We start from the raw sequence: 20,586 nt of genomic DNA on the forward strand, positions 1-20,586 counted from the left end.
TATTCCTGCAAAAAAGGTAATAGAGTTTATAAATGACTCCGTGTATATCAAGGGGTGAAAAATTTTCCAAATAGTAATTATGGAGGGATATATACGGTAAAAGGGAAAAAGCTGATAGTTGATGACACTATTACATTTAATGTGATTAATAGGTCAAAAGATAGTTTGGTTTTTGAAGATTATGACGGGACAAAAATGGTGTACAAAAAGCTGTCAGATTCCTAAAAAATATATCAAAAAAGAAAATACCTTTAAAAGGTAAGTCATTCCGTGTTGATTACCAAAAACTAACGGATACCGTAACATTTTTAAACAGTTCGGTTCTTGTAAGCAAACACTATGGAAACCTTAAAAGAAATTGGGAATTGATAAACTATAAGGGTTATGATTTTTTAATGATTGATGATAGTTTTGATTTGCCTTTAATAGTGAGAAATATCCAAGAAAAGGAGGGTATCATAAATTTCACATCATTATACGTAAATTCAGAACCGATTAAAATGATTGAATTAGATAGCGTTTATGAAAACAAATAAATCCCGATGGTCGTGCACCTGAATGGGTTCCCGATAGTGAAGGAAATTTAATTGCAGAAAAGGGAGATAATGCACAGACATTAGCAGATTTTCAAGGAATATCTTATTCAGAAGCAGAAAAACAACTACAAGATCAAGGATATATTGATAATAATGGAAAACCCGCTCTGCGAAGTCTGTGACTTCGAAGCTTTACAACTACGTAAAAAGCATAAAGCATCACAGAGTCTGTAACGACTTCACATATTAGCTATTTTAAAGAATTCATTGATTTGCTTATATTGCCATCATGTTCAGCAATGAAGGCTACAAAATACGAAACTAAAACGTACTGAAGATGGTAAAAGAAGCGGGTATGTATTATATGGAGATAAATCAGGTTTATCACTCTAATCGGAGTTTAAAACTTAACACAACAAGTTCAAATAATTTTGCTCACGGCTATGCCGGCGACCTGCAACATGTAGAAGTGTTTTATTTTCACAGTGACCATCTCGGTTCTTCAAATTATGTATCAAATTACGATGGGGACATCAGCCAACACGCCGAATATTTGCCATTTGGTGAGCTCCTCACCGATGAACACCTCAATTCCCACAATACCCGTTACAAATACAACGGCAAAGAATTTGACCAGGAAACGGGCAACTATTATTACGGCGTCCGCTATTATAACCCCAAAACCAGTTTATGGCTGAGTGTCGATCCTCTCGCACACGAATATCCATTAATATCACCATATGCATATGTGGCTAACAATCCAATAAATGCAATTGATCCTGATGGTAGAAAAATTATATTCATTAATGGTAAGCTAGGAGGCGGTTCACCTTCAGGAGGTAAAGCCTATTGGAACAATAGTTTTGTACAAGGAGCTAAAGACTATTTGTATGATGATAAAGCTTATTTTGTAAATACTGATTATAGCTACTTTTCATCTGCAAGTGGTAGAACAAACCAAGGTTATGAGTGGGCAAAAAATAACTATGAAACTTTAATTGAAGGAATGTCTGAGGGTGAAGTTTTTAATATGGTATCACATAGTATGGGTGGAGCCTATTCAAAAGGAGTAGAGAAATATTTAGAAGAGAAAGGCTGGGAGGTTCAGACTAATGTAATGATTAACACCTTCCAAGTTGATGATATTGAAGTAGGTGATAATGATGCTACTTATAATATTGATTATCAAAATACAGATGACCCTGTTTTGTTTTGGTTTGATACAAATTTAGGTTATGGGGAATTAGAAAATGCAAATGCTACTATTAGAGAGGAATCAGGAGAAGAAACTACATCTTTTAAACACAGGAGTCCGATAGATGGTGGAAGGAAGTTTTGGGATAATTTAGACCAAAAAATTATAGAATCAGAGAAAACAAAACAAGAGTAAAATGAAATTAATAGTCAAAATTTTAATAGTGTTAATTCTAGTCTATTCGATTTTTTTCAAGATGATTACAGGCTTTTTTGACTTTTTAAATAAAAATAGGGATATGGGGTTTTGGACATCCTTTTTTGAAAGTGACCTGCCTAATATAGTGGGTATTCTGTCAATGATTTACTTATTATGGCTTTTAATAAAACCTAAAAAACAATCAAATTAAAAATCAAAGCTTTGCAGGAATGCAGGGCTTTTTTGCTTTTACAAAGTCGCTACATTTTTATTAAAGAAATCCTTGAACTTACTTTTGGTAAGCATTCCATCAATAATGCGAAAAATAGCATTTTTATCTTCTTCGTCCAGTTGAGCAATTAATTTAAGGCGTTCGTTAGTAGACTTATCTACAATGGTAATTTCATCAGGAACTTTATCCCGCCCCGCGAAGTCTGTGACTTCGAAGCCTCAAAATTACCCCGCTCTGCGAAGTCTGTGACTTCGAAGCTTTACAACTACGTAAGAAGCATAAATCATCATAGGAGTCTGTAACGACTTCACATATTAGCTATTTTAAAGAATTCATTGATTTGCTTATATTGCCATCATGTTCAGCAATGAAGGCTACAAAATACGAAACTAAAACGTACTGAAGATGGTAAAAGAAGCGGGTATGTATTATATGGAGATAAATCAGGTTTATCACTCTAATCGGAGTTTAAAACTTAACACAACAAGTTCAAATAATTTTGCTCACGGCTATGCCGGCGACTTGCAACATGTAGAAGTGTTTTATTTTCACAGTGACCATCTCGGTTCTTCAAATTATGTATCAAATTATGATGGGGACATTAGCCAACACGCCGAATATTTACCATTTGGTGAGCTCCTCACCGATGAACACCTCAATTCCCACAACACCCGTTACAAATACAACGGCAAAGAATTTGACCAGGAAACGGGCAACTATTACTACGGCGCCAGGTATTATAAACCTAAAACCAGTTTATGGTTGAGTGTTGACCCGTTAGCCGAACAGATGCCGAGCTGGTCGCCGCATAATTATACTTTTAATAACCCAATCCGATACATTGATCCAGATGGCAGGGCTCCTGAGGATATTTTCTTTATTAGAAATGATGGAACAATCGACCGTATTGAACAAGAAGGAGCTCATCAGTTTTATGTTCAAAATACAGGAACAACAGGAAATTATATTTCAGATTTTTCTTTAGCAGGGACGTTAACAGAAAATACAAATGGGATGGTAGAGTTCCCAGCTTCTGGTTCAAATTTTGGAAGATATGGTAAAATGATGCAGGAGGTCAATCAGGTTCTGAAACTGTAGGTTCAGGAGATCATTATGTAACACCAGAAACAGCAAGACTCTTTATGGATTAGTAAACTCTCTAGATGCAGAAAACCTTTCTATCGACTTAGGTGATATGTCTTCATCAAATGGTAGTGATCCTTGGCAAGCTGGATTTAGTCATCACAGTGGTCACGGTCATAATGCTAATCGCTCTGGTTTAGATGTAGATTTTAGATATTTAGATACTAATGGAGAAAGTTTTCAATCAGGGAATGCTTTTAATAGTAGTAGCTTTAGCACTCAAAATAATCAAACTGTTTATGATAGAGCAAACACTTTCGGTTTTGATACGAATTACCAAGGAACAAGTGGCAATTTAGATGGTCCTACATCTATAAGCAATCATAACGACCACGGTCATTTGGGGAGAAGCACCAACACTAATAATATTTTTAATACTAATCAATTACCGCCTGTTATGCCTATTGATAGTAGTTTACAAGGAATGAGATAAAGAATTAGATATTAATAATTATGAATCATATTTTAAGCTTTCTTATTTTATTTTCTATACTTAGTTGTAAAGAAAAAATAATACAGGGTCTTTGGATGCCAAAGCACAAGCAGTGGTAAGAAAAATTGACACTTCTAATTTTTCAAATAAAAATGGTTTAATAACTTTAAAGAAAGATTTTAATATTGCCGACACATTAGAAATACTTAATGAAGATGGAACAATTTGGTATCAATTTTCATTTAAGTATAACGATAGTGATGGCAAATATGATTTTTATAACGAGTCGTTCCGACCTTTTGCCTTTCATCCAGACACTTTTACTTTAGCTTTACGCACAACATCTACCAGAGATAATTTTTATAAAGTAGTTGTAAATGAAGAAACTGGGTTAGAAAAATTCATTGATATAAAAAATCAAGAACCATTAGTATTTTATACTTGGAGGGATTATATTTTAAATGCTTATTCCGTAGAATTTAATGACAAAGAAAACCCTATACTTGAAACTATCGCTGGTAAGCCATTAGAAATAAATTCTTCTAACAACTATCATATCAGTCCAAAAGAAATACAAGATAATTGGTTAAAGTTAGAAGTAAAATTAATTGAAAGTAACAAGACCTATTCAGGTTGGATAAAATGGAAAGATTTAGATACAGGCAAGATATTGATAAAAGTTCTCACAGATTAAAAGTACAATACTACTGTTAGAGATGATGAGTCGCATTCAGGCCTTCGCTCTGCGAAGTCTGAGACTTCGAAGCTTTACAACTACGTAAGAAGCATAAATCATCATAGGAGTCTGTAACGACTTCACATATTAGCTATTTTAAAGAATTCATTAATGTATCATTCTGGGGAGGAAAATCCCTCGCCTTTAGGCGAAGACTTTAGTTTTTTTATATTTTTGATATGTGCAAAATTACAGAAAAACATCACACACAACATATGATTGTAAATATCATATCAACGCTATCACCTGAGCAAGCACTTCACAGCTCAACGACAAGTGATCTTATCACTCTGTCAATTATAATTTTTCTTACGATAATTTCAACCGACTTACCTCTGCATCCGGAAGTTATACAGGTAAAATGATGTAGTCAATACTCAAAGTCAAGGTGGCAACCCCTTTCTTAAACATGAATATAATCTTGATTTAACCTACGATGCTCAAGATCCGAGTAGAAACTTCATAAACAAAACACAGACCCACCTAAATAAACCGGTAAGTGATCTCAATGAACCAATGGAAAATGCTAGCGTAGTAAAGAATAACAGCTATCAATTAGATTATACCTACGACGACGATGGAGGTCTCATAGCGGGTTCTAACTATGGTTACACTCAACCGCATGCCGTGAGAGAAATAAAAGAACAACCCACAGGAGTAAATTGTTGCGACAGTCAAGATGACCCAAGAATAAAAAACCAAAACATAAAACATGACGCCAACGGTAATCTTACAAAAGTGATAGAAGGTATAGGAGAAGAAGAAATCACAAAAATTCATTACCTTTGGGATGAAGAAAATAGACTTATGGCTGTAGATCTTAATCCGTATTCTGAAGAAAGTGACCATCCTATTGCCACTTATACCTACGATGCTGGTGGTGAACGGATTATCAAATATCTATATCAACAAGTTGATATTCATAGCAATGCAAAGGACGTTGGCAATGCGCGTAAAACGGAGACTTATATCTATCCGGATGGGATGATTACGGTAAAGGTCTTAAAGTTTATAGTTAGAGATCAAGCCTTGTCTTATACTAAACATTATCATATTGGTAGCCAAAGAGTGGCTAGTAAAATTGGAACCAGTGAGCGATTTGGTTTTTATTCAAAACAAATTATACCCCTTGCCAATTTAGCCAATGCCGATGGAATAAACCTGATAGATGTTTTACAAGACCCCGATGAAGACGGGCAGAATTTTAACCATCTTAATGAAAGAAGAAACCGTATTTTACAAGCCTTTGATATACCACCACTTGAAAGTGAAACGGTTGACATATCAGAAGATGAAAACGTCACAACAAGTTCAAATAATTTTGCTCACGGCTATGCCGGCGACCTGCAACATGTAGAAGTGTTTTATTTTCACAGTGACCATCTCGGTTCTTCAAATTATATGTCAAATTATGATGGGGACATTAGCCAACACGCGGAATATTTGCCATTTGGTGAGCTCCTGACCGATGAACACCTCAATTCCCACAATACCCGTTACAAATACAACGGCAAAGAATTTGACCAGGAAACGGGCAACTATTATTACGGTGCCCGCTATTATAATCCTAAAACCAGTTTATGGTTGAGTGTTGACCCGTTGACGGAGAAATACCCCGAATGGTCACCATACAACTATACGATGAATAATCCGATTCGTTATACAGACCCAACGGGGATGGCACCAGAACAATCGGACTGGATACCTAAAGTTAATGAAGACGGTTCTACATCATATATCGCTGAAAAAGGGGATAACGCCTCTACTTTGGCAAGCCAATATGATTTAGACCAAGACGTAGCGGACAACCTATATAGTACTATGGAAAATGGGGAAATCTCAGGAAGCAATGTAAAAGTCGCCACAGGAAGTGAAGTAATGAAACTGGATTTAAGCTCGCCCGAAGGAAAAAGTTCACAAAGACGGTTTGACCATTTTTTATTTGCAAGAGACCACACCAGTTCGGAAGGTGGTTGGGCATTTTTATCTACCGATTATTATTCCAACACTCAATATAAAGATGTAATGTCTGGTTGGGCTAAAATGAACGTGGGAGATGACAGCTTTTCAGTTAATTATGCGATTCCTTTATATCGGTCAGCCACTTTTGATAAAAGCAGTACAGCTACGGCACTTGGGATTAGCCCATTGCGAGCAAAACCTGCTGGAAGGACATCACTATTTTCAAATCAGGATAATATGAGATTCCTCTTTACCACCCAAATACAGGAGCGCGTATGAGAGATTATGACATACGCATACATAGTTCAAATTCAAATAAGGCTATGAAACGCTTGGAAAGAAAACCACCGAGATATAATTATATCATCAATAACACATTTAAAAACTAAAAATCGGAAATGAAAATAATTAGAATAATAAAGATATTTACTATCAATGCAATCATTTTCACTTCATTTTCATCTTGTAATGCACAAAATAATAATCCTGTTGAAATTGGCTTAAAAGACTGTATCAATGAGGTGGTCAATAAATATGCTAAAGAATCCTACGGAAAAACCCCTTTTGATTTTTATAGTTTTATGCAGGAAATTGAGCAACAATTAATAGCACACAAGCTGATAAATAATACCAAAAAAGAGAGTTATCTGGATTTATTTTCTAAAATTGAAAACGAAAAAAAAGACACATATGAAAATTTTTACAATAAAGCTATATCATTAATGGAGGATAAAGGGTTTGATTTTAATCTTTATATCATAAATAATGCTGTTTTTTCTAAATGTCCTTATGATGTACTAACTAAGATAGAAGAATATAAAAACGACCCATACTACAAATATGCAGTTCTTTTAAATAGAGTAATGAATCACGGCTATAATAATCAAGAAGCTATAAGAGAACTTATAGAATTAACTAATGAAACTGAATATACAAAACCACACTATCGAGCACCGATAATTTTATTGGTTGTAATTAATATTGACCTTAAATTTAATCCAGCAGAGCCAATGGAAAAGTTTGAAGTCGGAGGCAAGACGTATTTTAGACCAAAGAAAAAGGATTGAAAACCATTGAAATGCTATTTCGCTATTATAACCCCAAAACCAGTTTATGGTTGAGTGTTGACCCGCTTGCGACGAGAGGACCGCAATACTCGCCTTACTCTGCATTCTTCAATAATCCAATCATTTTTACAGACCCTGACGGAAGATGGACTATTTATGGTAAAGATGGAGGATATTTAGGTGATGATGGAAAATATGAAAAGGGGAAAGATTTAGCTTTTACCGGTACTGCTACTTACGATAACAAAGGCAATATTACAGGCTATGAAAACCTATCACAGTTCACTGATAATCATACACAGTTTCAAACTATATCAAACATTGTAAAACACGAGGGGGTTACCAATGATGCTAACGAATATCTTTGGGTTGCTCATACTGCAAATAATGCAGCAAATGCGAGTGGCAAATCTCTATACAGCAAATTAATGTCGGGATATTCCTCTGTTGGTAAAGCGGATAAAACAGCACTATCAATTTCAGACAATAGTACTACTGCAAAATATGCCAGAGCGGGTGTTATTGATGTAATGTCAGGTGGAGCAGACCCAACAGGTGGGGCTACTTTGTGGGACGGTACAGATTTTTTAGCGTGGGGGTTGAAATCACCAAACGGAACGCCACAGAACAAATTTGAAGAATACAAAAGCATATCTATTTCAGGCGACATTTATAGTGATTTCCTAAATAGCCAATTAAGCAAGTACACAAGTGGGAAAGTAAGATATAGCGGTACTTACTATAACCTTCCTGCCGATGTATTTACAGATAAAGCTAGTTGGAACAAGGAAGGTAACTTCTTCTTCAATACGGAGAAAAGCGACCGTATGGATTAAAAGCTACGGGAACTGCGGGGCGTTCAATCTTTTGGAAAAAAGAAAAATAGCACAATATGAAAACTCTAATTTACATTATGCTATCTGTGTTCTGTTTATCTTGTAAAGGGCAAAATACTCAAGATAGCGGGAAGAACAAAAGTAAAAGAAGCTACGCTAATAGATACAATATCCATATTGCCATTAAAGAACAAACAGTATGGGAGTAATAATTACAAAGTTTTACAGCTATGTAATTTAGATAGCGAGGGTTATCGAAATAAATCAACGAGCAGAATAGAATTAACCAAAAACGCTAAAGCAGTTTCTTCTATTTCATTGCCCATCCCTGACGAAGAAGTAAAAAACTTCTCTGTAACCAAGATAGCAGAAACAACTAACGGTTTTGAAGTAGCCGTTAATTGGGGTGGCGGAAACAATATTTATGACGTAGATTTTTATTTTGCACTCAGAGGTAGCCAATTTTATTTAGATGAGATAAAGACCGGTAAGTATGGTGCAGATACAGAAGTAACAAGAACAACGAAGAAAATCAATCCACCAATACCAATAAACAAGGTTAAAATTATCGGCTACCTTGAATAAGCCAAAGGCTCGAGCAATCGGGCTTTTTCACTTTACATCTTCATTCTTCGGTGGGGTTCTCTGCTTAGTCAAGTTCCAAATTTTCAATCATTTCTTTAAGTTCGTTAGGCTTTAGGTCGGTTTTTCTCCCTTGTCGTAAATGGTAAGCAGGTAAACTGTTTCGGTAGCTATGTAAGTGGGTAACCACCCTTGCCCCGCCTCTTTTGCCTTTACCCTTTGAAGCAATAGCCAGACGGATTTTATAGCAGTTATTGCCAATAAAAGTGCCAGCTTCTGGGTTTTCAGAAATCTCTGCAATCAGTTCAGCAAATTCATTTTTAAGCGAAGGGAATTTTTTGGCTAATCGCTTTAGTTCTTTTTCAAAACGGTGGGTAGGAATAATGCTATAACTCATCCAAAAGATCTTTGGCTGTTTTCAATTTAAGTTTTCCCTGCTTATGTAGGCGTATTTGTTCGGCGACTTCTTTGAGTTCATCCCAAAGCTCGGCGAGAACCGACATAGGTTTTGCTTTTTTTATAAAGGCAAGGCTTTTTAAAACTTTCATTCCGAAAGTGGCTTCATTATCAGGAATTTCAACTATTACTTTCATTTTCTCAATCTATTTTAAATGGTTATGTTCATTGCGTTGCTCAACGCTTCTTTGAGGCGTTTGTTGGCAATGGCGGTATCAATCATATTGCAGATGGATTTTTTCTGTGTTTCGTCCAGTTCTTCCAGTAACCGGACTTTTTGTAAAAGCGGTTCGTTTACGCTGTTTACTTCTGTACCGTCTTTATCAGCTTCAAAAAACTCAACCACATTAATTTCCAAAACAGCGACAATCCGCGCAAAATATTCATTGTGGGGTCGCTTTTACCTGTTTCTATGCGGTTATACTGCACCCGGTTCATAGAAAGCCTGTCTGCCACTTCCTGCTGAGAAAGTCCCTTTTCTTTCCTGACCTTTTTTATTTGTTCTGCAATGTCCATCTATCTGTAAAATACTTTGAATGATACTGCAAAGTTACAAAATAAGCCATTAAATGGCAATTTGTAAAAATAAAGTTTAGAATTGGTGTAACAATATAGTTTCTTTTTGTAGTTTTGTTGTGTAAAAAAATTGTAACACAAATTTTTCAAGATGGAGATAAACGAGATAAAACAACGGCATACAGTGGCAGGCAAACACACGAAAACAATCAAGCTCCAACCCAAGCACCGGGAGTTGTCAGACGGTCAAAAAACAATACCATGGCTTACAGTGTCAGGAAAGTGGTTAGAGGAGTTGGGTTTTAAAATTGGCGAAACAGTACGCATCACCACACGGGAAAAGTCGCTGATCATTGAACCACTGGAAGGAGAAGCCAAAGAACAGGAGGAATACAAAACCGCCCTGCAGGAAGTAAAACAAACCCTTAAAAAGCTAAGTCAATGACCATACAAGAGATAAAAGACAAGTTAACCCTTGCAATGCTCCTGCAAGCATTACGGGCTGAAAGCCGATAAACAAGCAAGGTTAAAATGTCCGTTCCACAACGACAAAACCCCGAGCTTACAGCTTTACTACAAAACCCAAACAGCGTTTTGCTTCTCCACCAACTGCAACACCCACGGCAAAGCCATTGATGTAATCGACTTCATACTGTACTATGAGAAATGCGACAAACACGAAGCAATCAAGAAGGCAAAAAACATCATCCAACCCGGAACAACCACCACCCAAACCACAGTACCAAAGCAGACCAATGAGAAAGCAATGTTCTTAGAAAGAATGTTTACCTACTTTAAAAATGCGGTGCACAACTCCAAACCAGCCCGGGAATACATCGAGAGCCGAAACCTTGACCACAAGCAAATAGAAATCGGTTACAATGGCGGGCAGTTCCACCACGGACAACGAAAAGATGAAAGCCTGATAAATGACTGTTTAAAATACGGTCTGCTCTTAGACTTGGGACTGAAATCAAGAACAGGCGAAACCGCTTACAAACCCTTTGGCAAATGGTGCCTGTGCTTCGCATTGAGAAACCAAAACCACGAAATCACAGGCTTATACTTTAGAAGCACTTTAGCCAACAAAGACCAACGGCACTTTTATTTACGGGACAGGAGCGGACTATATCCAAGCTATCCCAAACCTGAAACCCAAAAGCTGATATTGACCGAAAGCATCATTGATGCGACTTCACTATTGCAACAGGAAGAAATCAAAAGCAAGTATGAAATCCTCTCACTCTACGGAACCAACGGACTAACAGAAGAACACCAAACAGCCATCCGAAAACTGAAACACCTAACGGAAATCATCTTCTTTTTAAACGGTGATGAACCGGGAAACAAAGCAGTAGCCAAATATGCCCCAATGCTTAAAGGAGAATATCCCAACCTAAAAATTACAAGTGCAGCAGTTCCGAAAAACGAAGATGTAAACAGCCTTTTGCAAGTGCACAGCCCCGAAATATTAACCCACTTAATAGAAACAAGAAAAGAAGTAGATTTTATTCTTTCAAATGGCGGTGAGCCACCGCAGGCAGATATTTTTCTTTCAAATGAAAATCAAATGAAAGAAAAAAGCACAATAACTGAAGAACCAGAACCAACCAGATCCAAAGCACCGATAACCGGACTTGACACCAACAACCCCTACAATCTCAAATACAAAGGCAATGAAGCCGCTTACCAAATCAAAGGCTTTAGGACAGACCAGCCGGACAGCCTGAAAACCACGGTACAGACCATAGCAGAAGCAAGCGACATTACATTAAAACTCGACCTGTACGAATACAAGCAAGTGGAAAGCTCCTGCAAACTCATAGCGGGAAAATTAGGACTGCGGAAAGACGCCATAGAAGCCGATTTAATGCAACTCACAAGCCTTTTAGAACAATAGCGGGACAAACAACAGTTCAAAGCCAATGGAAGGCAGGAGAGCAAAATACAAGTGCCGGCGACCACAGCCACCAAATGCATCGAGTTCCTGAAAGCTGAAAAACTCGTGCAACGAATAAACAAACTCATCGGGAAAGCAGGGATAACAGGAGAAGAAACCAACCGTATTTTATTGTTTGTAATCGCAAGCTCTTACAAAATGCCCGACACCTTACACGCATTAATACAAGGCAGTTCAGGAAGCGGAAAGACCAGGCTATTAAAGATTATCAGCTACCTGATGCCTGATGAAGATGTAAAGCGATATACAAGGGTTACGGACAACAGTTTTTACAACCAGGACGAATATTTTTTTGTCAACAAACTGATATGTTTTGAAGACTTGGACGGACTGAAAGAAGATGCACAGCTTGCCGTAAGAGAGTTGCAGAGCAACGATATACTAAGGACATCCACCAGTTTAAAAGACAAGAACGGACAGATCACCGGAGGCGAAAGAATCGTGAGAGGACCGATAGCCAGTTTAGCCTGTACCACCAGAGGCGAAATCTATGAGGACAACATCAGCCGTTCATTCCTGATTGCAGTAGATGAAAGCAAAGAACAAACCTTAAAAATCATCCGCTATCAAAATGAAGTATCTGCAGGAATGATAGACCCACAAGAACAAAAGAAAACAAGCCAGTTTATACAGAACTGCATCCGCTTACTAAAACCCTATGAAGTCATTAACCCTTACGCCAACAAAATACAACTGCCCGAATCAGCCCACAAAATAAGACGCTTAAACGAACTCTATCAAAGCTTTGTAAAGCAAATCACCCTACTGAACCAATACCAAAGAAAGCAAGACAAACAAGGCAGGTTAATCACCGAAACAGCCGATTTACAAACCGCTTGTGAAATCCTTTTTGAAAGTATCGTGCTGAAAGTAGATGAATTAGACGGCAGTTTAAGACAGTTTTTTGAAACCCTTAAAGGGCATTTAATTAAAAAGGGCAAAGCAGAAAATAATAGTCACTGCGACACGCAGTTTACACAACGGGAAATCCGCCAAACCCTGAACATCAGCAAAGCCCAGTCAAAGAGATTTTTTAACCACCTGCAGTCAATGGAATACATCACGGCAAAGTACTCGGAAACCAACGGAAAGTATGCTACAAAGTGGATTATTGGGACAACTACGCCAAAGTAAGGGCACAGATAAAAGACGATTTAATGAACCAAATAGCAGGACTGTAAAAGGGTAAATGGAACAATACGGAACAATCTTGGAACAATCATTTTAAACTCAAACCCTTTTAAATCAATGCTTTTAGAATAGAAATACCCCAACTGTTCCCTGTTCCACAAAGTGGATGTGTGTGTAAAAGATGCAAATCATCATAGCGTAATAATTAAGTGCCGATTATCGGCTTCCAAAAAGTGAGTGTATATGGGAAGACCTTCAAACATCATAGTAGTAACAGCAGATTACCAAAAATTAGCCGAAAGTTTTTACCAATACCAAAAGCGGTTGGGTTATGTAGAAAACAGCTACAAAGCACGATTTAATTACCTGAACGAGTTTTTACAATGGTTGGAGCAACAAGGCTTGTTGGATATTACCCAAATCCAAGCCCCGGAAATCAACCGCTATTACAGTTACATCAGTTCCCGACCAAGTAAAAAAGACGGAGGAGCATTAAGCCAAAAGACCACCCACAGTCATATGCGAATTATCCGGGATCTGTTTGAAATGCTTTTAAGAAACGGAGAAATACAAATCAATCCCTGCAGTACTTTAAACTTCCCTTATCCCAAAATCAGTGAAGAAAGAACCGTATTAGACCAGGACGAAATCAAAGAACTTTACCAAGCCACAGAAACAGCACAGGAACGAGCTATTTTAAGTTTAGCCTACGGATGCGGATTAAGAGTTGGAGAGTTGGTAAAATGCAATATTGAGGACATTAGATTAAGAGAAAAAATATTGATAGTGCCACAAGGCAAAGGCAATAAAAGAAGAGTGGTTCCAATGAGCAGCGGAGTAGGCAAAGACTTGGCAAACTATTATTACAACGAAAGGGACGAGCTGACCAAAGGACGGGATTACAAGCCCAATCAAAACGCATTTATCTTGCACTCCAGAGGTGGAAGAATGAACAAAGACACCTACAACAAGCACTTAAAAAAACTGATAGAAAGAACCGGAAACCTTGAAATGAAAGAAAAACAAATCACTGTTCACAGTCTCAGGCACTCGATAGCCACGCATCTTTTAGAACAAGGAATAGCAGTAGAACAAGTCAGAATGTTTTTAGGACACTCACAGCTTGAAACCACCCAAATCTATACCCACATCAGTAAAGAACAATTAAAAGAGTTGGTAAAATGAATTAAAAGAGTTGGTAAAATGAAACTAAAGGAATATCTACAACAAGAGCATAGCCCTACATCCATCAACAGTTATGAACTGATGATAAACCGTTACATCTTGGCAATGGGAGACAAAGCAGAGAAAGGAACTTATACAGACGTGTTGGATTATATCGGATTATTGAGAGAACAAAATTTACATCCCAAATCACTTAGAAACAACCTGTTTGCAATCAAAATCTACTATCGGTATTTAGTAGCTACAGGAAAACGCAACGACCACCCTTGCAGATATTTATACCTGAAAGACCAAATAAACCGAGCTATCCAAGTAGAAAGCCTTTACCCCAAAGAAATATTAGAAGAACTTTACGAAAACCACCAAAGCAAAAACCCGGACAATCAGAACAGGGATAAAATCATCATTAGTTTACTCATTTACCAAGCCTTGGCAGTCCTTGAAATCTCCCAACTCAAAACAACCGATATCGACCTTGAAAACGGAATCATCAGAATAAAAGGAAATGTAAAGAACAAAGGCAGAACACTAAGTTTAAAACCCAATCAAATACTACTGTTCCACAACTATTTAAAGCACGATTACAAACGCTATCACCGCAGACAAAAGCCAAGTAAACGAAAGGATTATTTTTTGCTCAATGATGAAGGATTACAGCTTTGGCAAAGTGGCATCAACCGAATGATAAACAAAGAAAGAGACCAACAAGAAAAGTTAATCCCACTCAAAATAAGACAGTCCGTAATCGCTCATTTGCTCAAAGAAAACAATGACGTTAGAATAGTCCAGGAATTTGCAGGACACAGACGGGCGACCAGTACAGAAGCCTACAAACAAACAGGATTAGAAGAACTTAAATCAGCCATTGAAAGACTGCATCCACTCCAATAAACCTGTATTGAGCCTGTCGAAATAAAGAAATCCTTCCCACGAAAATCCAACGCACGGAGTTTATATTGAGCCTGTCGAAATGCCCACGCTTCGGCACTCCGTAAAACTCCGTGCCCCCAACACAGGAAAAGCGGTGTTCCGCCTTCGGTCGTCAGCAAATAAAACCGCCAAGCTTTTGCAAGACATTTTTTGAAAGCGTTGATTTTTTAAAGGTCAAAAAAGAGTCGCAAAACCCTACGGGTGCTCCGTAAACTCCGCGACTTGTCACTTTTATTGCGTTCCTCTGTCAGTTGTCACGGCGACCTACTTTGTCTGCTTTTGCCGCTTCTCTTCACTTCATTGCGCTTTGCCAGGCTTCGCAGAGTTGATTTATTTTTTAATGGTTTGCTCAGCTTGGCAAGTGCTCATTCCGTTCAGTTCAGCCGCAAAAAATCCACCGGTCGCCCATAATTTTGCTCGCCTGCGGGTCGCTGTGGGTAACGGCTGACTTTATTGATTTGCCTCCGCTTCGCTCTGGCGATTAAATCGGTAGCCTACTGCGGGCAAAAAAACAAGCCTCGATTAGTAGATTGATTTTTAAAGGTATCTCCGTTTGTTTTTTGCCCTACGTAGCGCAAACCGCCCTCGTTCCTCGTGCTTTTATTTGCACCACCCTTGCTCCACTCGCAGGCGGCTCGCGAAGCTTGGTCAATGTCCGCAATCCGTTCCGTTACTCTCCACTCATTGCAGCCATTGCCCAGCCGTTTAGCTCAAGGCTGTTTTTCCTGTGTTTACACACTTTTGCCGACCCACAGTTAAAAAGAAAAGTTCCGTGCATCCTTCCGCGCGAAACAAAGCCCTGCCCTCTGAATAAAGTTTAGTGGTTCGCTTGGATGCTCATTTTTATCGAAGGATGCCCGACAGGTTTAGGGTAAAAATCAAGTTTTGTGCAGGGCATCCATCAATAAAAATCGAGCGCTGATTTTTTTCTTTCATCTGAAACCGAAGGAAATGAGGTTCACGAACACCTTTAAAATAAACATACAGTGAGTAAAACCTGTAAGAACTGAAAACACTTGTTTATCAAATCCCTGTGGGACTTTTTCAGTTGAAAAGAAAAAAGTTAGGGTATTTTTTTGTAATTTTCGCCCTTTAAAATGGGTCGCCAAAGACTAACATATCACGTTGAAAACCCACTGCTTAAAGTGGTGTATAGAGCCGACAAAGCGGAGCAAAAAAGCGTACAGAGGTTTTTAAGTGTTGACCCGCTTGCGACGAGAGGACCGCAATACTCGCCTTACTCTGCATTCTTCAATAATCCAATCATTTTTACAGACCCTGACGGAAGATGGCCTATTTATGGTAAAGATGGAGGATATTTAGGTGATGATGGAAAATATGAAAAGGGGAAAGATTTAGCTTTTACCGGTACTGCTACTTACGATAACAAAGGCAATATTACAGGCTATGAAAACCTATCACAGTTCACTGATAATCATACACAGTTTCAAACTATATCAAACATTGTAAAACACGAGGGGGTTACCAATGATGCTAACGAATATCTTTGGGTTGCTCATACTGCAAATAATGCGACAAATGCGAGTGGCAAATCTCTATACAGCAAATTAATGTCGGGATATTCCTCTGTTGGTAAAGCGGATAAAACAGCACTATCAATTTCAGACAATAGTACTACTGCAAAATATGCCAGAGCGGGTGTTATTGATGTAATGTCAGGTGGAGCAGACCCAACAGGTGGGGCTACTTTGTGGGACGGTACAGATTTTTTAGCGTGGGGGTTGAAATCACCAAACGGAACGCCACAGAACAAATTTGAAGAATACAAAAGCATATCTATTTCAGGCGACATTTATAGTGATTTCCTAAATAGCCAATTAAGCAAGTACACAAGTGGGAAAGTAAGATATAGCGGTACTTACTATAACCTTCCTGCCGATGTATTTACAGATAAAGCTAGTTGGAACAAGGAAGGTAACTTCTTCTTCAATACAGGAGAAAAGCGACCGTATGGATTAAAAGCTACGGGAACTGCGGGGCGTTCAATCTTTTGGAAAAAAGAAAAATAGCACAATATGAAAACTCTAATTTACATTATGCTATCTGTGTTCTGTTTATCTTGTAAAGGGCAAAATACTCAAGATAGCGGGAAGAACAAAAGTACAAAAGAAGCTACGCTAATAGATACAATATCCATATTGCCATTAAAGAACAAACAGTATGGGAGTAATAATTACAAAGTTTTACAGCTATGTAATTTAGATAGCGAGGGTTATCGAAATAAATCAACGAGCAGAATAGAATTAACCAAAAACGCTAAAGCAGTTTCTTCTATTTCATTGCCCATCCCTGACGAAGAAGTAAAAAACTTCTCTGTAACCAAGATAGCAGAAACAACTAACGGTTTTGAAGTAGCCGTTAATTGGGGTGGCGGAAACAATATTTATGACGTAGATTTTTATTTTGCACTCAGAGGTAGCCAATTTTATTTAGATGAGATAAAGACCGGTAAGTATGGTGCAGATACAGAAGTAACAAGAACAACGAAGAAAATCAATCCACCAATACCAATAAACAAGGTTAAAATTATCGGCTACCTTGAATAAGCCAAAGGCTCGAGCAATCGGGCTTTTTCACTTTACATCTTCATTCTTCGGTGGGGTTCTCTGCTTAGTCAAGTTCCAAATTTTCAATCATTTCTTTAAGTTCGTTAGGCTTTAGGTCGGTTTTTTCTCCCTTGTCGTAAATGGTAAGCAGGTAAACTGTTTCGGTAGCTATGTACAAGTGGGTAACCACCCTTGCCCCGCCTCTTTTGCCTTTACCCTTTGAAGCAATAGCCAGACGGATTTTATAGCAGTTATTGCCAATAAAAGTACCAGCTTCTGGGTTTTCAGAAATCTCTGCAATCAGTTCAGCAAATTCATTTTTAAGCGAAGGGAATTTTTTGGCTAATCGCTTTAGTTCTTTTTCAAAACGGTGGGTAGGAATAATGCTATAACTCATCCAAAAGATCTTTGGCTGTTTTCAATTTAAGTTTTCCCTGCTTATGTAGGCGTACTTGTTCGGCGACTTCTTTGAGTTCATCCCAAAGCTCGGCGTGACAACCGACATAGGTTTTGCTTTTTTTATAAAGGCAAGGCTTTTTAAAACTTTCATTCCGAAAGTGGCTTCATTATCAGGAATTTCAACTATTACTTTCATTTTCTCAATCTATTTTAAATGGTTATGTTCATTGCGTTGCTCAACGCTTCTTTGAGGCGTTTGTTGGCAATGGCGGTATCAATCATATTGCAGATGGATTTTTTCTGTGTTTCGTCCAGTTCTTCCAGTAACCGGACTTTTTGTAAAAGCGGTTCGTTTACGCTGTTTACTTCTGTACCGTCTTTATCAGCTTCAAAAAACTCAACCACATTAATTTCCAAAACAGCGACAATCCGCGCAAAATATTCATTGTGGGGTCGCTTTTACCTGTTTCTATGCGGTTATACTGCACCCGGTTCATAGAAAGCCTGTCTGCCACTTCCTGCTGAGAAAGTCCCTTTTCTTTCCTGACCTTTTTTATTTGTTCTGCAATGTCCATCTATCTGTAAAATACTTTGAATGATACTGCAAAGTTACAAAATAAGCCATTAAATGGCAATTTGTAAAAATAAAGTTTAGAATTGGTGTAACAATATAGTTTCTTTTTGTAGTTTTGTTGTGTAAAAAAATTGTAACACAAATTTTTCAAGATGGAGATAAACGAGATAAAACAACGGCATACAGTGGCAGGCAAACACACGAAAACAATCAAGCTCCAACCCAAGCACCGGGAGTTGTCAGACGGTCAAAAAACAATACCATGGCTTACAGTGTCAGGAAAGTGGTTAGAGGAGTTGGGTTTTAAAATTGGCGAAACAGTACGCATCACCACACGGGAAAAGTCGCTGATCATTGAACCACTGGAAGGAGAAGCCAAAGAACAGGAGGAATACAAAACCGCCCTGCAGGAAGTAAAACAAACCCTTAAAAAGCTAAGTCAATGACCATACAAGAGATAAAAGACAAGTTAACCCTTGCAATGCTCCTGCAAGATTACGGGCTGAAAGCCGATAAACAAGCAAGGTTAAAATGTCCGTTCCACAACGACAAAACCCCGAGCTTACAGCTTTACTACAAAACCCAAACAGCGTTTTGCTTCTCCACCAACTGCAACACCCACGGCAAAGCCATTGATGTAATCGACTTCATACTGTACTATGAGAAATGCAGCAAACACGAAGCAATCAAGAAGGCAAAAAACATCATCCAACCCGGAACAACCACCACCCAAACCACAGTACCAAAGCAGACCAATGAGAAAGCAATGTTCTTAGAAAGAATGTTTACCTACTTTAAAAATGCGGTGCACAACTCCAAACCAGCCCGGGAATACATCGAGAGCCGAAACCTTGACCACAAGCAAATAGAAATCGGTTACAATGGCGGGCAGTTCCACCACGGACAACGAAAAGATGAAAGCCTGATAAATGACTGTTTAAAATACGGTCTGCTCTTAGACTTGGGACTGAAATCAAGAACAAGGCGAAACCGCTTACAAACCCTTTGGCAAATGGTGCCTGTGCTTCGCATTGAGAAACCAAAACCACGAAATCACAGGCTTATACTTTAGAAGCACTTTAGCCAACAAAGACCAACGGCACTTTTATTTACGGGACAGGAGCGGACTATATCCAAGCTATCCCAAACCTGAAACCCAAAAGCTGATATTGACCGAAAGCATCATTGATGCGACTTCACTATTGCAACAGGAAGAAATCAAAAGCAAGTATGAAATCCTCTCACTCTACGGAACCAACGGACTAACAGAAGAACACCAAACAGCCATCCGAAAACTGAAACACCTAACGGAAATCATCTTCTTTTTAAACGGTGATGAACCGGGAAACAAAGCAGTAGCCAAATATGCCCCAATGCTTAAAGGAGAATATCCCAACCTAAAAATTACAAGTGCGACAGTTCCGAAAAACGAAGATGTAAACAGCCTTTTGCAAGGCCACAGCCCCGAAATATTAACCCACTTAATAGAAACAAGAAAAGAAGTAGATTTTATTCTTTCAAATGGCGGTGAGCCACCGCAGGCAGATATTTTTCTTTCAAATGAAAATCAAATGAAAGAAAAAAGTACAATAACTGAAGAACCAGAACCAACCGAATCCAAAGCACCGATAACCGGACTTGACACCAACAACCCCTACAATCTCAAATACAAAGGCAATGAAGCCGCTTACCAAATCAAAGGCTTTAGGACAGACCAGCCGGACAGCCTGAAAACCACGGTACAGACCATAGCAGAAGCAAGCGAAGATTACATTAAAACTCGACCTACGAATACAAGCAAGTGGAAAGCTCCTGCAAACTCATAGCGGGAAAATTAGGACTGCGGAAAGACGCCATAGAAGCCGATTTAATGCAACTCACAAGCCTTTTAGAACAATAGCGGGACAAACAACAGTTCAAAGCCAATGGAAGGCAGGAGAGCAAAATA

At 38.3% G+C, this 20,586-nt stretch carries 27 protein-coding genes; 19 read left to right on the plus strand and 8 right to left on the minus strand.

Features of this window, described 5'->3' with window-relative positions; translation table 11 throughout:
* The first annotated feature begins 365 nt into the window (after window positions 1-365).
* From IGB25_RS03165 to IGB25_RS03205, 9 genes are all read left to right on the plus strand, one after another.
* On the plus strand, window positions 366-536 hold the full coding sequence (locus tag IGB25_RS03165; protein ID WP_211066136.1) for a hypothetical protein: 171 nt from the start codon (window positions 366-368) through the stop codon (window positions 534-536).
* Between the two features lie 337 nt (window positions 537-873).
* Window positions 874-1,926, plus strand: a complete 1,053-nt coding sequence (locus tag IGB25_RS03170; RefSeq protein ID WP_211066137.1) for an RHS repeat domain-containing protein — start codon at window positions 874-876, stop codon at window positions 1,924-1,926.
* Window positions 1,927-2,566: 640 nt separating this feature from the next.
* Window positions 2,567-3,259 (plus strand): RHS repeat domain-containing protein, encoded by a 693-nt coding sequence (locus IGB25_RS03175; RefSeq protein WP_211066138.1) that lies wholly within the window; start codon window positions 2,567-2,569, stop codon window positions 3,257-3,259.
* 97 nt (window positions 3,260-3,356) lie between these two features.
* On the plus strand, window positions 3,357-3,737 hold the full coding sequence (locus tag IGB25_RS03180) for a hypothetical protein (RefSeq protein WP_211066139.1): 381 nt from the start codon (window positions 3,357-3,359) through the stop codon (window positions 3,735-3,737).
* 91 nt (window positions 3,738-3,828) lie between these two features.
* Window positions 3,829-4,431, plus strand: a complete 603-nt coding sequence (locus IGB25_RS03185) for a hypothetical protein (protein WP_211066140.1) — start codon at window positions 3,829-3,831, stop codon at window positions 4,429-4,431.
* 558 nt (window positions 4,432-4,989) lie between these two features.
* Window positions 4,990-6,714: an RHS repeat domain-containing protein gene (locus IGB25_RS14645; RefSeq protein ID WP_247653586.1), complete on the plus strand. Its 1,725-nt coding sequence runs from the start codon at window positions 4,990-4,992 to the stop codon at window positions 6,712-6,714.
* 119 nt (window positions 6,715-6,833) lie between these two features.
* Complete coding sequence (locus IGB25_RS03195; RefSeq protein ID WP_211066141.1) at window positions 6,834-7,502, plus strand: hypothetical protein; 669 nt, start codon at window positions 6,834-6,836, stop codon at window positions 7,500-7,502.
* An 11-nt stretch (window positions 7,503-7,513) separates the two neighbouring features.
* On the plus strand, window positions 7,514-8,338 hold the full coding sequence (locus IGB25_RS03200) for an RHS repeat-associated core domain-containing protein (protein ID WP_211066142.1): 825 nt from the start codon (window positions 7,514-7,516) through the stop codon (window positions 8,336-8,338).
* A 177-nt stretch (window positions 8,339-8,515) separates the two neighbouring features.
* Window positions 8,516-8,923: a hypothetical protein gene (locus tag IGB25_RS03205; RefSeq protein ID WP_211066143.1), complete on the plus strand. Its 408-nt coding sequence runs from the start codon at window positions 8,516-8,518 to the stop codon at window positions 8,921-8,923.
* Between the two features lie 64 nt (window positions 8,924-8,987).
* Here IGB25_RS03205 and IGB25_RS03210 read toward each other — a convergent pair whose 3' ends face one another.
* Genes IGB25_RS03210 through IGB25_RS15395 form a run of 4 tightly spaced genes read right to left on the minus strand, consistent with a single transcriptional unit; the run spans window position 8,988 to window position 9,892 of the window.
* Complete coding sequence (locus IGB25_RS03210; RefSeq protein ID WP_247653587.1) at window positions 8,988-9,317, minus strand: type II toxin-antitoxin system RelE/ParE family toxin; 330 nt, start codon at window positions 9,315-9,317, stop codon at window positions 8,988-8,990.
* Complete coding sequence (locus tag IGB25_RS03215) at window positions 9,307-9,513, minus strand: hypothetical protein (protein WP_211066144.1); 207 nt, start codon at window positions 9,511-9,513, stop codon at window positions 9,307-9,309. The genes IGB25_RS03210 and IGB25_RS03215 overlap by 11 nt, the downstream gene beginning before the upstream one ends.
* A gap of 14 nt (window positions 9,514-9,527) precedes the next feature.
* Window positions 9,528-9,734 carry a hypothetical protein gene (locus tag IGB25_RS03220; RefSeq protein ID WP_211066943.1) on the minus strand — a complete coding sequence of 69 codons (207 nt, stop codon included), beginning with the start codon at window positions 9,732-9,734 and terminating at the stop codon, window positions 9,528-9,530.
* Complete coding sequence (locus IGB25_RS15395) at window positions 9,680-9,892, minus strand: helix-turn-helix domain-containing protein (protein WP_211066145.1); 213 nt, start codon at window positions 9,890-9,892, stop codon at window positions 9,680-9,682. The genes IGB25_RS03220 and IGB25_RS15395 overlap by 55 nt, the downstream gene beginning before the upstream one ends.
* Before the next feature lie 151 nt (window positions 9,893-10,043).
* On the opposite strand from IGB25_RS15395, the gene IGB25_RS03230 reads away from it, so the two are divergent.
* The 7 genes from IGB25_RS03230 (at window position 10,044) to IGB25_RS03260 (ending at window position 17,665) form a co-directional block, all read left to right on the plus strand.
* Complete coding sequence (locus IGB25_RS03230; protein ID WP_211066146.1) at window positions 10,044-10,337, plus strand: SymE family type I addiction module toxin; 294 nt, start codon at window positions 10,044-10,046, stop codon at window positions 10,335-10,337.
* A gap of 30 nt (window positions 10,338-10,367) precedes the next feature.
* Window positions 10,368-11,792, plus strand: a complete 1,425-nt coding sequence (locus IGB25_RS03235) for a CHC2 zinc finger domain-containing protein (RefSeq protein WP_211066147.1) — start codon at window positions 10,368-10,370, stop codon at window positions 11,790-11,792.
* 51 nt (window positions 11,793-11,843) lie between these two features.
* Window positions 11,844-12,986, plus strand: a complete 1,143-nt coding sequence (locus IGB25_RS03240) for a hypothetical protein (protein ID WP_211066148.1) — start codon at window positions 11,844-11,846, stop codon at window positions 12,984-12,986.
* A gap of 240 nt (window positions 12,987-13,226) precedes the next feature.
* Window positions 13,227-14,168 (plus strand): tyrosine-type recombinase/integrase, encoded by a 942-nt coding sequence (locus IGB25_RS03245; protein ID WP_211066149.1) that lies wholly within the window; start codon window positions 13,227-13,229, stop codon window positions 14,166-14,168.
* A gap of 18 nt (window positions 14,169-14,186) precedes the next feature.
* Window positions 14,187-15,059, plus strand: a complete 873-nt coding sequence (locus IGB25_RS03250; protein WP_211066150.1) for a tyrosine-type recombinase/integrase — start codon at window positions 14,187-14,189, stop codon at window positions 15,057-15,059.
* Between the two features lie 1,136 nt (window positions 15,060-16,195).
* On the plus strand, window positions 16,196-17,128 hold the full coding sequence (locus IGB25_RS03255; RefSeq protein WP_211066151.1) for a hypothetical protein: 933 nt from the start codon (window positions 16,196-16,198) through the stop codon (window positions 17,126-17,128).
* A gap of 6 nt (window positions 17,129-17,134) precedes the next feature.
* Window positions 17,135-17,665 carry a hypothetical protein gene (locus IGB25_RS03260; protein WP_211066152.1) on the plus strand — a complete coding sequence of 177 codons (531 nt, stop codon included), beginning with the start codon at window positions 17,135-17,137 and terminating at the stop codon, window positions 17,663-17,665.
* A gap of 64 nt (window positions 17,666-17,729) precedes the next feature.
* Here the strand turns inward: IGB25_RS03260 and IGB25_RS03265 are convergent, their stop codons facing one another.
* Genes IGB25_RS03265 through IGB25_RS15400 form a run of 4 tightly spaced genes read right to left on the minus strand, consistent with a single transcriptional unit; the run spans window position 17,730 to window position 18,639 of the window.
* A complete protein-coding gene (locus IGB25_RS03265) occupies window positions 17,730-18,062 on the minus strand; it encodes a type II toxin-antitoxin system RelE/ParE family toxin (protein WP_211066153.1) in 333 nt (110 codons plus the stop codon).
* Between the two features lie 21 nt (window positions 18,063-18,083).
* Window positions 18,084-18,260, minus strand: coding sequence for a hypothetical protein (locus tag IGB25_RS03270; protein WP_211066154.1), 177 nt, complete (start codon window positions 18,258-18,260; stop codon window positions 18,084-18,086).
* 14 nt (window positions 18,261-18,274) lie between these two features.
* Window positions 18,275-18,481 carry a hypothetical protein gene (locus IGB25_RS03275; RefSeq protein WP_211066943.1) on the minus strand — a complete coding sequence of 69 codons (207 nt, stop codon included), beginning with the start codon at window positions 18,479-18,481 and terminating at the stop codon, window positions 18,275-18,277.
* Window positions 18,427-18,639 (minus strand): helix-turn-helix domain-containing protein, encoded by a 213-nt coding sequence (locus IGB25_RS15400; RefSeq protein ID WP_211066145.1) that lies wholly within the window; start codon window positions 18,637-18,639, stop codon window positions 18,427-18,429. Before IGB25_RS15400 ends, IGB25_RS03275 begins: the two co-directional genes overlap by 55 nt.
* A gap of 151 nt (window positions 18,640-18,790) precedes the next feature.
* Between IGB25_RS15400 and IGB25_RS03285 the strand changes: the two genes are divergently transcribed.
* Genes IGB25_RS03285 through IGB25_RS03295 form a run of 3 tightly spaced genes read left to right on the plus strand, consistent with a single transcriptional unit; the run spans window position 18,791 to window position 20,464 of the window.
* A complete protein-coding gene (locus tag IGB25_RS03285; protein WP_211066146.1) occupies window positions 18,791-19,084 on the plus strand; it encodes a SymE family type I addiction module toxin in 294 nt (97 codons plus the stop codon).
* The gene (locus IGB25_RS03290) at window positions 19,081-19,710 is read left to right on the plus strand and encodes a CHC2 zinc finger domain-containing protein (protein ID WP_211066155.1); all 630 of its coding nucleotides are present in this window, start codon (window positions 19,081-19,083) and stop codon (window positions 19,708-19,710) included. Before IGB25_RS03285 ends, IGB25_RS03290 begins: the two co-directional genes overlap by 4 nt.
* Window positions 19,670-20,464, plus strand: coding sequence for a toprim domain-containing protein (locus IGB25_RS03295; RefSeq protein ID WP_211066156.1), 795 nt, complete (start codon window positions 19,670-19,672; stop codon window positions 20,462-20,464). Before IGB25_RS03290 ends, IGB25_RS03295 begins: the two co-directional genes overlap by 41 nt.
* Window positions 20,465-20,586 lie beyond the last annotated feature (122 nt).

The sequence above is a fragment of the Flavobacterium sp. CS20 genome, assembly GCF_018080005.1.
Lineage (GTDB): Bacteria > Bacteroidota > Bacteroidia > Flavobacteriales > Flavobacteriaceae > Psychroflexus.

What these genes read in the sequence shown, in the direction of transcription:
- IGB25_RS03200 (WP_211066142.1), top strand. Translation starts at nt 7,514, where the DNA reads ATGCTATTTCGCTATTATAACCCCAAAACCAGTTTATGGTTGAGTGTT.
- IGB25_RS03285 (WP_211066146.1), top strand. Translation starts at nt 18,791, where the DNA reads ATGGAGATAAACGAGATAAAACAACGGCATACAGTGGCAGGCAAACAC.
- IGB25_RS03230 (WP_211066146.1), top strand. Translation starts at nt 10,044, where the DNA reads ATGGAGATAAACGAGATAAAACAACGGCATACAGTGGCAGGCAAACAC.
- IGB25_RS03180 (WP_211066139.1), top strand. Translation starts at nt 3,357, where the DNA reads ATGTCTTCATCAAATGGTAGTGATCCTTGGCAAGCTGGATTTAGTCAT.
- IGB25_RS03265 (WP_211066153.1), bottom strand. Translation starts at nt 18,062, where the DNA reads ATGAGTTATAGCATTATTCCTACCCACCGTTTTGAAAAAGAACTAAAG.
- IGB25_RS03215 (WP_211066144.1), bottom strand. Translation starts at nt 9,513, where the DNA reads ATGAAAGTAATAGTTGAAATTCCTGATAATGAAGCCACTTTCGGAATG.
- IGB25_RS15395 (WP_211066145.1), bottom strand. Translation starts at nt 9,892, where the DNA reads ATGGACATTGCAGAACAAATAAAAAAGGTCAGGAAAGAAAAGGGACTT.
- IGB25_RS15400 (WP_211066145.1), bottom strand. Translation starts at nt 18,639, where the DNA reads ATGGACATTGCAGAACAAATAAAAAAGGTCAGGAAAGAAAAGGGACTT.
- IGB25_RS03210 (WP_247653587.1), bottom strand. Translation starts at nt 9,317, where the DNA reads ATGAGTTATAGCATTATTCCTACCCACCGTTTTGAAAAAGAACTAAAG.
- IGB25_RS03175 (WP_211066138.1), top strand. Translation starts at nt 2,567, where the DNA reads ATGGTAAAAGAAGCGGGTATGTATTATATGGAGATAAATCAGGTTTAT.
- IGB25_RS03195 (WP_211066141.1), top strand. Translation starts at nt 6,834, where the DNA reads ATGAAAATAATTAGAATAATAAAGATATTTACTATCAATGCAATCATT.
- IGB25_RS03270 (WP_211066154.1), bottom strand. Translation starts at nt 18,260, where the DNA reads ATGAAAGTAATAGTTGAAATTCCTGATAATGAAGCCACTTTCGGAATG.
- IGB25_RS03245 (WP_211066149.1), top strand. Translation starts at nt 13,227, where the DNA reads ATGGGAAGACCTTCAAACATCATAGTAGTAACAGCAGATTACCAAAAA.
- IGB25_RS03290 (WP_211066155.1), top strand. Translation starts at nt 19,081, where the DNA reads ATGACCATACAAGAGATAAAAGACAAGTTAACCCTTGCAATGCTCCTG.
- IGB25_RS03250 (WP_211066150.1), top strand. Translation starts at nt 14,187, where the DNA reads ATGAAACTAAAGGAATATCTACAACAAGAGCATAGCCCTACATCCATC.
- IGB25_RS14645 (WP_247653586.1), top strand. Translation starts at nt 4,990, where the DNA reads ATGGAAAATGCTAGCGTAGTAAAGAATAACAGCTATCAATTAGATTAT.
- IGB25_RS03255 (WP_211066151.1), top strand. Translation starts at nt 16,196, where the DNA reads ATGGGTCGCCAAAGACTAACATATCACGTTGAAAACCCACTGCTTAAA.
- IGB25_RS03170 (WP_211066137.1), top strand. Translation starts at nt 874, where the DNA reads ATGGTAAAAGAAGCGGGTATGTATTATATGGAGATAAATCAGGTTTAT.
- IGB25_RS03260 (WP_211066152.1), top strand. Translation starts at nt 17,135, where the DNA reads ATGAAAACTCTAATTTACATTATGCTATCTGTGTTCTGTTTATCTTGT.